The 12,564-nt window shown below is 61.4% G+C and carries 10 protein-coding genes; 5 read left to right on the forward strand and 5 right to left on the reverse strand.

Annotated elements, in window-relative coordinates; translation table 11 throughout:
* Positions 1 to 8 precede the first annotated feature (8 nt).
* Together LPC22_RS04395 and LPC22_RS04400 are read left to right on the forward strand one after the other, a co-directional pair.
* Positions 9 to 668 carry a sugar O-acetyltransferase gene (locus LPC22_RS04395; RefSeq protein ID WP_229132655.1) on the forward strand — a complete coding sequence of 220 codons (660 nt, stop codon included), beginning with the start codon at positions 9 to 11 and terminating at the stop codon, positions 666 to 668.
* 63 nt (positions 669 to 731) lie between these two features.
* The gene (locus LPC22_RS04400) at positions 732 to 2,696 is read left to right on the forward strand and encodes an ABC-F family ATP-binding cassette domain-containing protein (protein WP_229132657.1); all 1,965 of its coding nucleotides are present in this window, start codon (positions 732 to 734) and stop codon (positions 2,694 to 2,696) included.
* A 2-nt stretch (positions 2,697 to 2,698) separates the two neighbouring features.
* On the opposite strand, the gene LPC22_RS04405 is transcribed toward LPC22_RS04400, so the two are convergent.
* Positions 2,699 to 3,424, reverse strand: coding sequence for a type 1 glutamine amidotransferase (locus LPC22_RS04405; protein WP_024627644.1), 726 nt, complete (start codon positions 3,422 to 3,424; stop codon positions 2,699 to 2,701).
* Positions 3,425 to 3,515: 91 nt separating this feature from the next.
* On the opposite strand from LPC22_RS04405, the gene cysS reads away from it, so the two are divergent.
* Both cysS and LPC22_RS04415 read left to right on the forward strand, forming a co-directional pair.
* Entirely contained in the window at positions 3,516 to 5,093 is a 1,578-nt protein-coding gene (cysS, locus tag LPC22_RS04410; RefSeq protein ID WP_229132658.1) for a cysteine--tRNA ligase, read from the forward strand.
* Positions 5,094 to 5,097: 4 nt separating this feature from the next.
* Positions 5,098 to 6,108, forward strand: coding sequence for a LacI family DNA-binding transcriptional regulator (locus LPC22_RS04415; protein ID WP_229132660.1), 1,011 nt, complete (start codon positions 5,098 to 5,100; stop codon positions 6,106 to 6,108).
* Between the two features lie 23 nt (positions 6,109 to 6,131).
* Here the strand turns inward: LPC22_RS04415 and LPC22_RS04420 are convergent, their stop codons facing one another.
* From LPC22_RS04420 to LPC22_RS04435, 4 genes are all read right to left on the reverse strand, one after another.
* Positions 6,132 to 7,256, reverse strand: a complete 1,125-nt coding sequence (locus LPC22_RS04420) for a glycoside hydrolase family 172 protein (protein WP_373312893.1) — start codon at positions 7,254 to 7,256, stop codon at positions 6,132 to 6,134.
* Between the two features lie 99 nt (positions 7,257 to 7,355).
* Positions 7,356 to 8,237, reverse strand: coding sequence for a carbohydrate ABC transporter permease (locus LPC22_RS04425; protein WP_024627640.1), 882 nt, complete (start codon positions 8,235 to 8,237; stop codon positions 7,356 to 7,358).
* 20 nt (positions 8,238 to 8,257) lie between these two features.
* Positions 8,258 to 9,193 (reverse strand): carbohydrate ABC transporter permease, encoded by a 936-nt coding sequence (locus LPC22_RS04430; RefSeq protein ID WP_024627639.1) that lies wholly within the window; start codon positions 9,191 to 9,193, stop codon positions 8,258 to 8,260.
* A gap of 31 nt (positions 9,194 to 9,224) precedes the next feature.
* Positions 9,225 to 10,535 (reverse strand): ABC transporter substrate-binding protein, encoded by a 1,311-nt coding sequence (locus LPC22_RS04435; RefSeq protein WP_229132663.1) that lies wholly within the window; start codon positions 10,533 to 10,535, stop codon positions 9,225 to 9,227.
* Between the two features lie 412 nt (positions 10,536 to 10,947).
* On the opposite strand from LPC22_RS04435, the gene ffh reads away from it, so the two are divergent.
* Positions 10,948 to 12,564, forward strand: a complete 1,617-nt coding sequence (gene ffh, locus LPC22_RS04440; protein ID WP_029676245.1) for a signal recognition particle protein — start codon at positions 10,948 to 10,950, stop codon at positions 12,562 to 12,564.

The following is a 12,564-nucleotide window of genomic DNA, read 5'->3' on the forward strand; positions in this document are numbered from 1 at the left end:
TGGTGCGCATGGCTGACGATGTGACGGCGGGAATGAGTAGGACCGGCCGAATCGAATGGGAGCGGATGGTATCCGGTCAGGTCTATCAAGACACCCATCCCGACATCGATCGCCAAAGGGAACGTGCAGAGAACCTCTTCCTGGAGTACAACAGGACCGGCCCTGGGCAGAAGCAGGAACGGCGACGGATTCTGGAAGACCTGCTGGGCCAGATGGGACAGGATGTCGTCATCAATCCGGACTTCAGATGCGAAGTTGGTTGCAACATACGGATCGGCAGCCAGACGCTGATCAATTACGGCGCCGTCATGCTGGATAACGCTCCGATCACCATAGGCAGGAACGTGTGGATAGGCCCCGGTGTAGGGCTCTTCTGCACCAACCATGCCCTGGACTATGAGGAGCGGAAGGCTGGCGCCTGCCTGGCCCGACCCATCGAAATCTGCCGGGGAGCCTGGCTGGGTGGCCACGTAGTCGTCCTGGGAGGAGTGCGGATCGGCCGTGGAGCCGTCATCGGAGCGGGATCTGTCGTCACCCATGACATACCGGATCAGGTAGTTGCGGTCGGCAACCCCTGCGCTGTCCTGCGATCTATCACCGATGCGGACAAAACCGGTTACCTGGACAGAATTCATCAGCGTAACCAGGAGAACGACCAGGACCAATAATCCCTCTCCCCTTGAAAAGCCCACAGCTCATTCCATCCAAGGCTGGCGGTAGATTGGGGAATCATGCCCATCTATGATCTCGGTCTGGAACACGTCGCTCTATCTTTCGCCACCAAAACCATCTTTACGGATGTGACGCAGGGCATTTTCGAGGGCGATCGGATCGGCATCGTGGGCCGAAACGGTGACGGCAAATCCACACTGCTGCATCTGCTGAAAGGCACCAAGGAACCCGATCAGGGCCGGGTGACTATGCGCAATGGACTCACCTTCGGCATGCTGGACCAACGTGATCCCCTGAAGGACGAGGACACGGTCCGCAAGGCTGCCTTGGAGAATCGGCAAGACTACGAGTGGGCTGCCGACCCCCGATCCCGTGAAATCGTCGAGTCCCTTCTGGGCGGCATGGAGCTGGAAGCCAAGGTGGGCACCCTGTCAGGCGGTCAGCGCCGCAGGGTGGATCTGGCCCGGCTGCTGCTCCGGGATTGGGACATCCTGGCCCTGGATGAGCCGACCAATCATCTGGACCTGCTCACCATCCACTGGCTGGCCGAACACCTGAAGAACCGCTGGGCCAAGAACTCCGGAGCCCTCCTGCTGGTCACTCACGACCGCTGGTTCCTGGACGAGGTCTGCACCTCCATGTGGGAGGTGCATGACGGAACCATCGACCCCTTCGAGGGTGGCTACAGCGCTTACATGCTCCAGCGGGTGGAGCGCGAGCGCCAGGCGGATCTGGCCGAGACCAAGCGCCGCAACCTGGCCCGCAAGGAACTGGCCTGGCTGACCCGAGGCGCCCGGGCCCGATCGACCAAGCAGAAGTTCCATGTCAAGGCGGCGCAGGAACTGATCGCTGACGTGCCACCCATGCGCAACAGCCTGGAGCTTAAGCGGATGGCCACCTCCCGCCTGGGCAAGCAGGTGGTGGACCTGGTCGACGTGACCAAGATCTATCCAGGGGCCGACCCCGATACCGATGGAAACAAGAACGACCGGGTCCCCTCCCCCCATGCCGAGCGCCCTCTGATGGGTTCGGTGACCGTGGCTACCGATCCTGACAAGAATGTTGAAGACGGCCAGGACCGCCCGAGCACTGCAGCGGCCGACACCCTCACTATCAGCGGACATAAGGTCCTGGACGATGTGACCTGGTTGATCGGCCCTGGCGATCGATTCGGCATCGTAGGTGCCAACGGAGCAGGCAAGTCCACCCTGCTGGGTCTGATTGACGGCAGCGTGGCTCCCACAGCAGGACACGTCAAAGTAGGTAAGACGGTCCGCTTTGCGGTGCTGACCCAACGTCTGGACGAGCTGGAGAAACTGGGCCGCTATCGGATCAAGGAGGTCCTCAGCCGCTACAAGCCCACCTATCTGGTGGAGGGCAAGGAGGTATCCCCTAGCCAATTGATGGAGCGCCTGGGCTTTGAAAGCTCCCAGCTGATGACCAGGATCAGTGACCTGTCAGGCGGACAGAAGCGCCGCATGCAGCTCCTGCTCATCCTGCTGGACGAGCCCAACGCACTGATCATGGATGAGCCAGGCAACGACCTGGATACCGACATGCTGGCCGTCATGGAAGACATGCTGGACTCATGGCCGGGCACCCTGATCGTGGTCTCCCACGACCGCTACCTGCTGGAGCGGGTGACCGACCAGCAGTTCGCGCTGATCAACGGCAAGGTGGTTCATCTGCCCGGCGGTGTCCAGGACTACCTGGACATGGTCGAGTCGGCCGACCGTGAGGCTACGGATGCACCGGGCCAGGCATCAGCCAAGGAGACCGGGAATCACAATCAGGCCAAGGCCGAACGTGTTGCCAGGCGAAATCTGAGCAAGCAGGCCTCCGCCATTGAACGCAAGCTGGCCAAGCTGGCTGATCAACGCAAAGATCTTGAACGACAGATGGCTGAGCACGACCCTGGCGACTACCAAGGTCTCAACGAGCTCAACAGCAAGCTCAAGGATCTGACCGGACAGTCGGACCAGTTGGAAGAGGAGTGGCTGACCATCGGAGAGGAGCTGGAATAGCCTCAGTCGGCGGCCAGCTGAGCGGCCTGGGTCGAACACCTGGCCGCAAAGGCAGAAAAGATGGCATCGGCCAAGGGCTGCATCTGTGGCATCCCTTTGATAAAATCGTCGCGCATTTTAGCGATCTTGGACTTCTTCATCGTGCCGACCATGCTCGGCACCTGCATCCATTCCTCGAAGATGGGCGCCGTCACCTCCAGGTGGAACTGCAGGCCCAAGGCTGATCCAAGTCGAAAAGCCTGAACCTTGGTTGCCTGGGAGCGGGCCAGAAGCTTGGCCCCCGGAGGCAGAGTGACCTGGTCGGCATGCCAGTGCAGCACATCCGTGTTCTTGCTCCACATGGCCACATCGTCGTCCTGCCCCACCCAGCGGATGGGCCCCATGCCGTATTCGGGCTCCTGGTCCCGCATCAGGGTGCCTCCCAGGGCTCGCGCCAGAATCTGATGACCCAGGCAAATCCCCAGAATGGGCTTGTTGGCAGCCATCGCAGCCTTGGCCAGCTTGGTCTCCGCCTTGAGTCCGGGGTGATGCGCGTAGTCGTCAGCCGACATGGGCCCGCCCATCATGACCAGTCCCGCCAACTCCCGCGAGCGCGGCAGCTTGGGCTTCTTCTCGTCCACGATATTGGTGATCTCGGTATCCAGCCCGCACTCCTGGAGGTTGTCGAGAATGCGACCTGGCTTCTCCCAATCCACATGCTGGAGCACCAGCACCCTAGGTTTCGCCATGATTCCATTCTTGCACACATGCCGTCGGACCGGGTCTGCAGGCTCGGCATTTCCTCTTGGACGGTCAGCAAGCCTTGGTAGGCTCAAGGGTATGGATACGAGTTCGCAACCGCATGATTCCAAGGCTTCAGTCAGCCTGGCCGCAGCTGGTCTGCGTCTGTATGACACAGCTGATCACCAGGTGACCCCCTTCAGACCCATCGAACCGGGCAAGGTTGGCATCTACGTGTGCGGGGCCACGGTGCAGAGCTCGCCCCACTTGGGCCATATCAGGACCACCTTGGCCTTCGACGTGATCAGGCGCTGGCTGCTCAGACTGGGCTACCAGGTGACCCTGATCCGCAACGTGACCGACATTGACGACAAGATCCTGACCAAGGCGGCAGCCAACGGCCAGCGCTGGTGGGAGCGGGCCTACATCTACGAGCGCGAATTCACCCATGCCTATGAGACCATGGGAGTCCTGCCACCCACCTACGAGCCCCGAGCCACCGGGCATATCCCCGAGATGATCGACCTGATCCAGCGCATCATCGACCGCGGCCACGCCTATGTGGTGCCCGACGAACAGGGCCGCCCATCAGGCAATGTCTACTTCGACGTGGCCTCCTGGCCTGAGTATGGTGCCCTGACCCACCAGCAGACCGGCACCCAGCCCGCTGACGAGCAGGCCGCCGCCAACGACCGGCTAGGGCCCAGCATCGACACTGATGACCAGGCTGCCGATACCGATGAGGAGCCCGGCAAGCGAGACCCCCGCGACTTCGCACTTTGGAAGGCACCCAAGCCTACAGACCCGCCCACAGCTCGCTGGCAAACCCCCTTCGGCACAGGTCGGCCGGGCTGGCATCTGGAATGCTCAGCCATGAGTCACCGCTATCTGGGTGCGGATTTCGACATCCACGGAGGCGGCCTGGACCTGCGCTTCCCCCACCACGAGAATGAGATGGCCCAGTCGCACGCAGCTGGCTGGGGGTTCGCCCATCGATGGATGCACACGGCCTGGGTGACCCAGAAGGGCGAGAAGATGAGCAAGTCCCTGGGCAACGGACTGTCCGTGGAACAGGTATTGTCTCAGCATCCGGCCTGGGTGGTGCGCTACGCGCTGGTCTCGGTGCAGTACCGGTCCATGCTGGAGTGGTCCGACCAGTCCCTGCAGGAGGCCGAAGGCGCCTACGAGCGCGTCAGCAATTTCGTGGACCGTGCCGGGCGGATCCTGGGCGCGCAACCCGAGCGTGACCGTGTGGCGGGACTGAGTGCGGACGATCTGCCAGAGGACTTCGTACAGGCCATGAATGACGACATCAACGTCTCAGGCGGTCTGGCCGCCCTCTATGCGCTGATCCGTCAAGCCAACGCTGTCATGGATGCGGACCCGGAAGCTCGGGACCGGAAGTGGCTGGCCAATGCCCTGCTCCAGGTCAGAGCCATGCTGGATGTCTTCGGACTTGATCCTCTCGATCCCCACTGGGCAGGGGCCGCAGCCGACCGTGACGACCAAGCCATGAATACTCTGGATGCCTTGGTAGGCCAGCAGTTGAAGGAGCGCGACCAAGCACGAAAGGATCATGACTTCGCCCGGGCCGATGCCATCAGGGATAAGCTGGCGGCGGCCGGCGTGGCTGTTGCGGACACACCCGCTGGCAGCACCTGGGACCTGAGCCGCTGAACCCATGTCCGACATACGCGACGTCGCCAGAAGGGCCGGAGTCTCGGTCAGCACAGTCTCCTATGCCTTCTCCGGCAAGCGTCCCGTCTCTCCGGAAACCTACCAGCGGATCATGCAGGCCGCCGACGAACTGGACTACGCCGCGGATGCCGGAGCCCGGATGCTGCGGGCCAAGCGCAACCAGATCGTCGCTCTAAGCGCCCCGCTGCGCCCCGGGCAGAACCGGGCCTCCTACGCAGATTACTTCATCGAGATGGCCAGCTGCGAGCATGCTCGTGGCTACGACTCCCTGCTGCTGACCGCTGAGAACGGCGTCGAAGATATCCGGCGGGTCACCCGTAGCAATCTGGCAGACGGGGTGGTCCTGATGGATCTGGTGGACGATGATATCCGTGCCGCCCAGGCCGCATCATACAGGCGCCCCTGCGTGGCCCTGGGAGTGCCTCGGCAGCACGCGGCCTGCGCCTGTGTGGATTTGGACTTCGATCTGATGGGCCGCATGGCGGTGGAAGCCATGGCCCGAGCGGGACGCAAACGCCTGCTCTTTCTGGAGGATCTGGAGGGCGAATACCGGCGTGGGTCCGGTTTCCGCCTTATCCTGCTACGCAGTCTCAAGAACTGGGCCCGCCGCCTGGGCATGGATCTGCAGCTTCAGCCGGGACCTACCGGCAGCGATCTGGCCTACACCCAGCAGGTGCTGGATGTCATCCATCACGGCCACATCGATGGCCTGATTGGCCAGATCCGCCCCTCCCTGCTGGACACCGTGGTGATCCGCATGCGCTCGGACGGCGTGAGCATTCCCGACGACGTGGCCGTTCTGTCCTGCGCTGCAGGCAAGGTCAGCCCCACTCTTGAGCTTCAAGGAATCTCTGAGATTCCCCTTACACCCCGTTCACTGTGTGCCAAGGCTGCGGAGTTGCTGACCCAGGCTGTGGAGGAGGGAGCCTCCCTGGCCGGTCGAGTCCAACTGGAGCGACCAAGGCTGATCGACCGCTCTTCCATCAGCCGATAGAAGCTGGAGGCCCCCAGAGTCGCTCAGCGGGGCCGACGATCCCGCTCTCCTGTCTCCAGCACGTGTTGCGGGAAGGGCTGATGAGGCTCCTGCTGGTACCAGTAAGCCACGCTGGCCAGGTCGTCCTGACGCTCGAAGTAGCCCTGTTCGTCCACGCCTATCTGCTGCAGGGTCACTTTGATATCGCTGGCGAAAATAATGGGGTCAGGGATGTGCCAGCGGTAGAACCCCCTGGTCACCGGGGTGTCGGCATCCCAGTACTGGGATTCGCGGTTGTCCAACTGCCTGGAGTGGAAGGGAAATCCCATGTAGGCCCCGCTGTAGGTGACCTCGTGCATGCGATCATCCGCGTCCTGCCCAGCAAAGCTCCAGGCGCCGCCGAAGTAGTCCTCACTGCCTGTGGAGCACCAGGTGGGATAGTCCTTGTCTCCGTCAAGGTAGACCTTGACCTCGCCCTCGCCCCACCAGCGGCTCTCCAGGGCAGTCAGAGCCAGATAGGTGCCCACGTAGGAGCCCCGGCCATGCACCCCGTCCAGGATCACGTAGTCCTGACCCAGTTCGGTGACCCGCTGACGGCGCCACTGGGCGTGGAAGGTCATGACCTCCTTGGGCAGCTCATCCTTCTCCACATAGTCGATCTGGTAGAAGAAGGCCTCGATGGGCTCGTTGTGGCGGTTGCGCAGGACGATCCTGGCCCCGTCATGGAAGGGCATAGGCCAGTAGCAGTTGAAGCCGCGGCGTGGGTAGACGGCCACAGGCACGGACTCCACCCGGCAGGCCTGGGCGTGGCCACAGCAGAAGAAGTCGCCCAGGGGCACGCAGACGGAGGGCGTCTGTTCGCCGTCCCAGTAACACTCCAGGATCAGATTGCGCAGGACGTTAGGCCCGGTGGGCGAGGTGGCATCGGTCACGGTCATCCAGATATGACGGATCTCGCCTGCGCCTGACAGGTCGGCCAGGACCATGTCCTGCCCGGGAGGAATGTTCTTGAGGCAGGGGGTCCCTTTTCTGGATGGACCGAGATTGCTGGCTGTCATGGCCGCCCTGCCCTTGCCTCCCCGAGGGTTCTCGGCATTGATGCAACGGGTGCGGTCTGTGGATGGGCGGGTCAGCGCCTCAAGAGCGTTGGTGATGTTCGGCATGGTCATACCCATGGTTGTGGTTGCCTTTCATATTCGGGCCGTCCGCTCCCCTCCCCTGCCTTCTTGCAGCAGGCGGCCATGTTCAGTGTACTTGTCAACGGCGGTTTACTTGACAGCGCCAGCCACTATCCCCTGCGAAAGCTTCCGCTGGAAGAAGATGAAGAAGATGATGGTGGGAATAATGCTGAGCAGGGAGGCAGAAGCCAGGTCGGTAGCAGCCATGGTGTGCTGCCCCTGCATGGTCGCCAAGGCCAGCGGAATGGTCTGCGTCTTCTCGCTCATCAGGAAGGCCATGGGGATCATGTATTCGTTCCAGGTCCAGATGAAGAAGAAGACGAAGAGGACGCTGATGGTCGACCAGGACACCGGCAGCACGATCTTGCGCAGAATCTGCCAGCGCGAGGCCCCGTCGACAGTGGCCGCCTCCAGGATGGCCTGGGGGAAGGTCCCGTAGACCGAGGAAAGCAGATAAGTACCGTAGGCACTCTGGATGATGGTGAAGATGATGATGATGGACCACTGGGAGTTATAGAAGCCCATCCACTTGAACATGACGTAGAGCGGGTAGAGCAGGGCCTCCTGGGGGACCATGTTGGCCAGCATGATGAACAGGAGGATGACCGTGTTGCCCTTGACTCTGCCGATGCCCAAGGCGAAGGAGTTGAGGACCGAAAGCAGGACCCCGACCACGGCGACCACCAGGGAGATCAGCAGAGAGTTGCCCAGCTTGAGCGGGAAATTGCTCTTGTTCCAGAAGGAGATGATGCCGTCCATGCTGAAGTGGGCGGGCACGGAGAGGGGGCCTGTGGCGTTGTAGTCAGCCGTGGTCTTGAAGGCGTTCAGGACCAGAATCAGCAGGGGGAAGAGCATGATTACGGCTCCCGCGATCAGCAGGATCAGACCGGCCCAGTCCCCCCAGGTGCGGATTTTATGGGCGTGCCGGGAGGACACCCGGGCGTCGGCTTGCAGTGTGGCTTGATTATTCATGATGTGCTTCCTAGCCTTCCTCAGGCGATGCTCTTTTGCACGCGCTTTTGCACGATGGTGAAGACGATGGAGAAGATGACGATGACCACGGTCAGGGATGTCGAGATGGCGGCGCCGTAGCCCACCTGCTGCACCTGGAAGAATTGGTTGTAGGAGTAGTAGGAGGGAACCATGGTGGAGGTGCCGGGCCCGCCCTTGGTCAACAGATAGACCGGGGCGAAGGTCTTCAGGGCACCGATGGTGGAGGTGAGAATGACCACTAGCAGCTCCGGAATGATGGAGGGGAGGGTGATGACACGGAACTTCTGCCACCAGTTGGCCCCGTCCAGGCTGGCCGCCTCGTAGAGTTCAGGGTCTACCCGCTGCAGTCCGGACATGAAGATGACGATGGGATAGCCCAGCTGGATCCAGATCAGGATGACCATGAGAATGGGCAGGGCCGTGGTGGTCGAACCCAGCCAGTTATGGGCCAATCCGCCCAGGCCGATCTTGGTCAGCAGGTCGTTGACCGCACCGTCTTCAGGCCGGAAGATCCAGCCCATGATGATGGTGGCCACGGCCACAGGCAGAACCTGGGGAAGGTAGTAGAGGGCCCGCAGGGTCGAGGAGGTGTGGGGGCCGAACTTCTTCTGGATCACGTCGGTCAAGGCCGAGGAGATCAGCAGCCCCAGGACGGTGGGAATGATGACGATGGCCACAATGATCCAGAGGGTGTGCCCGAAGGAGACCCAGAAGGTCGAGTCGCCCATGAGCCGTCGCCAGTTACGCAGACCAACCCATTTGGTCGGTCCCACCCCCCTCCAACGGGTGAAGCTCAAGTAGATGTTCCAAAAGATGGGCACGATGACGATGGCCACGATGCCTATCAGACCGGGAATCAGATAAGGGACGAACCGCGAGGGCGCACTGCCCGGGATACGGGACTGCGCCTTCTTCCTGCTATGTGTGTCAGACATGCTTCTACTCTCCTTGGCGGATTGACGCAGCTCAGTCGTCATCCAGATCGAGCTGGGCGACACCGTCGTCGTAGTTCTTATGCAGAGTGTCCAGAACCTGGTCGGGGCTCTTGGTGCCGTTGACCAGCTCTTGGAAGGCAGCCGGCATGGCGTCGGTCAGGTTGGGCGCAGGGTAGTCGGGATAGTAGCTCATCCGGCTGGCGTCCGAGGCTTTGGTGTATTCATTGACCAGATCACGACTCTTGGGGTTGGTGATGGCATCCGTATCGGCCGCCACTGGCACGCCGCCCTTGTTGCCGATGTAGTTCTGAACCTCTTTGGACAGGACCACGTTGATATAGCGGGCTGCGGCATCCTTGTGCCGTGACTTCTGCGGAATGACCAGCAGGTTGCCCGCGCAGCCCTCGACCATCTTGGCCCCTGGGAAGATGGATGCCGTCCAGTCGAAGGCCTTCACCTGCTCCATGAAGCGGGTCTGGTTCCAGGTGCCGGTCTGGTAGATGGGATAGGTCCCCTTGATGAATGCCGTGGTCGTGTCCTCGGCCTTCATACCGGTGGCGTTTTTGGAGATGTATCCCTTGTCGATCCAGTCGCGGATGGTATTCGTGGCGAAGGTCAGCGGCTTGCTGCGCCAATTGACCGGATGCTTGTAGAGCTGCCAGTCGTCAACGAATTGGGCATCGGCCTTGGTCATGGCCAGCTGCCACCAGAGCCAAAGCACCCCGTACTCCTGGGCATCGGCCGCTATGGGCGTGACCCCGTGGCTCTTGAAGGCCTTGAGGGCAGCCACGAACTGGTCAAAGGTTTGCGGGATGGGGATCTTGTACTTGGCAAAGAGGTCCTTGTTGTAGTAGACCCGCTGCATCTCCGCGTAGGAGGAAACCCCGTACCAAGTGTTCCCGTCCATGACGCCACGCTTGTCGTACTTGCCCACTGCTGCTGCCTGGCCACGCACCTTCTTGTCCCAGCCGTACTTCTGCACATAGGGCTTCAGGTCGGTCAGCAGCTGCAGGGTGGACAGGACCCCGGCCGAACCGTTGCCGCGATTGGACTCCATGACATCCGGGGCGTCGTCCGAGTTGAGGAATTGGCTGCCATTCTGGGCGATCTGAGTGAAAGACTTAACCTCGAAATCCACCTTGATGCCAGTCTGTCGAGTAAATATATCAGCAGCCTTCAGCCAACCCCGGGCCTGACCGCTGCTGGGCTCCTCGTAGTACCAGATCTTGATGCTGGACGGGTGGGCTTCCTGGGGAGCATCACCCCCCGATCCGCAGGCCGCCAGCGGCAGGATCGACATGGCCAGGGCCAGGGCCGCCCCGATCCCTCTTCTGATCTTCATGATGGCTCCTAACTTCCTTGCATCCTTGCATCCATCTATAGCGATTCAATATGTCGAAAGGTTTCGACTTCGGGTGTATTGCAGGGCTCAAACCATCTCCGTCGATGCACTCAAGATGTCGAATCGTTTCGACTCAGTATAGAAGCCAGCCGGGGATCATGTCAAGAAGACACAAAGTGGACTCATGTCTTTCTTTTGTGTAGCTACTCAGATCCTCTAGCTCCCCTCGTCATGATCCATATACTGATGTTCAATCAATGTTCCCGAACTTCTCAAGGGTAAAAGCACTACAACTGTTAGCCCAGCAATATCGAATTCTTCTGAACTGCCTATGTTTGTTTGGTCGGCTCTGGGCACGGGCCTTACGGAACAATCGGCCAATCTCCCGGCTGACAGGTAGACTTGGGGCATTATGGCAGCATTTTCATCTTTGACCGATCGGCTCTCCCAGGCCTTCACCCATCTGCGTTCCAAGGGGAAGCTGACCGAGGCCGATATCGATGGCACAATCCGCGAGATCCGCCGCGCCCTCCTGGATGCCGATGTCTCCCTGGACGTGGTGCGATCCTTTACCGGACGCATCCGGGAACGTGCCCTGGGCGAGGAGGTCTCCAAGGCTCTGAACCCGGCCCAGCAGGTGGTCTCCATCGTTTACGACGAACTGACTGACATCCTGGGCGCGGGAGTGGATCGACCACTCAATTTCGCCAAGAACCCGCCCACAGTCATCATGCTGGCTGGCCTGCAGGGTGCCGGCAAGACCACGTTGGCCGGCAAGCTGGGCTACTGGCTCAAGGATGCCGGTCACACCCCCCTGCTGGTGGCGGCCGACCTGCAGCGGCCCAATGCGGTCACCCAGCTCCAGGTTGTCGGTGAACGCGCAGAAGTACCGGTCTACGCCCCCGAGCCGGGCGTGCAGACCAGCGGATCCGAGCTGGCGGCTCCCGGACAGGTCACAGGCGATCCGGTCAAGGTGGCTGCCGATTCGATCAGAGTGGCCAAGGACAAGCTCTACGACGTGGTCATTATTGATACGGCCGGCCGGCTGGGCGTGGATCAGGAGCTGATGGAGCAGGCACGCAATATCCGCGATGCCGTTCACCCCGACGAGATCCTCTTCGTCATCGATGCCATGATCGGCCAGGACGCGGTCGCCACAGCCAAGGCCTTCGACCAGGGCGTGGACTTCACCGGCGTGGTCCTGTCCAAGCTGGACGGCGATGCCCGTGGCGGCGCAGCCCTGTCGGTGGCCTCGGTGACCGGCAAGCCCATCCTCTTCGACTCCAACGGCGAGGGCCTCAAGGACTTCGAGGTCTTCCACCCTGACCGCATGGCCTCCCGCATTCTGGATATGGGCGACATCCTGACCCTGATCGAGCAGGCACAGCGCCAGTTCGACGAGGAGGAAGCCCGTAAGGCCGCCGGGAAGATGTCTGAAGGCAGCTTCGGCCTGGACGACTTTCTGGAGCAGCTCCAGCAGGTCCGCAAGCTGGGCTCCTTCAAGAGCATCCTGGGCATGATCCCGGGCATGGCCCAGCACCGCAAGGAGCTTGAACAGTTCGATGAGAAGGAAGTGGATCGAACCCAGGCCATCATCCAGTCGATGACTCCTCAGGAACGACGCGACCCCAGCATCATCGACGGCTCACGACGGGCCCGAATCGCCTATGGCGCCGGCACTACGGTCTCGGCTGTCAACGGCCTGCTGCAGCGGTTCGAGCAAGCGGCCAAGATGATGAAACGCATGACCAATGGCAGCCGCTCGATCCCAGGCATGGGCGGCATGGGCGCTGGCGGCGGCAAGAAGGGCAAAAAAGGTAAGAAAGGCCGCAAGGGTTCCCGTTCAGGCAATCCCATGAAGCGGGAGGCCGAAGAGAAGGCGTTACGCGAGCGCCTGTCCGGCAAGGGCAAATCCTCCGGCGGCTCGGCCTTCGCCAAGCGCCCTGAGACTCCGCAGATGCCTGAAGGCCTGCCGGATCTGCCCCCCAACCTTGGCGGTGGACTAGGCGGCCTCTTCGGCGGCCGCTAA

It is taken from the genome of Bifidobacterium mizhiense (assembly GCF_020884755.1).
Classification (GTDB): Bacteria; Actinomycetota; Actinomycetes; order Actinomycetales; family Bifidobacteriaceae; genus Bombiscardovia; species Bombiscardovia mizhiensis.

Coding starts and splice junctions, on each gene's coding strand:
- LPC22_RS04395 (WP_229132655.1), top strand. CDS start 9: ATGGCTGACGATGTGACGGCGGGAATGAGTAGGACCGGCCGAATCGAA.
- LPC22_RS04400 (WP_229132657.1), top strand. CDS start 732: ATGCCCATCTATGATCTCGGTCTGGAACACGTCGCTCTATCTTTCGCC.
- LPC22_RS04405 (WP_024627644.1), bottom strand. CDS start 3,424: ATGGCGAAACCTAGGGTGCTGGTGCTCCAGCATGTGGATTGGGAGAAG.
- cysS (WP_229132658.1), top strand. CDS start 3,516: ATGGATACGAGTTCGCAACCGCATGATTCCAAGGCTTCAGTCAGCCTG.
- LPC22_RS04415 (WP_229132660.1), top strand. CDS start 5,098: ATGTCCGACATACGCGACGTCGCCAGAAGGGCCGGAGTCTCGGTCAGC.
- LPC22_RS04420 (WP_373312893.1), bottom strand. CDS start 7,256: ATGACCATGCCGAACATCACCAACGCTCTTGAGGCGCTGACCCGCCCA.
- LPC22_RS04425 (WP_024627640.1), bottom strand. CDS start 8,237: ATGAATAATCAAGCCACACTGCAAGCCGACGCCCGGGTGTCCTCCCGG.
- LPC22_RS04430 (WP_024627639.1), bottom strand. CDS start 9,193: ATGTCTGACACACATAGCAGGAAGAAGGCGCAGTCCCGTATCCCGGGC.
- LPC22_RS04435 (WP_229132663.1), bottom strand. CDS start 10,535: ATGAAGATCAGAAGAGGGATCGGGGCGGCCCTGGCCCTGGCCATGTCG.
- ffh (WP_029676245.1), top strand. CDS start 10,948: ATGGCAGCATTTTCATCTTTGACCGATCGGCTCTCCCAGGCCTTCACC.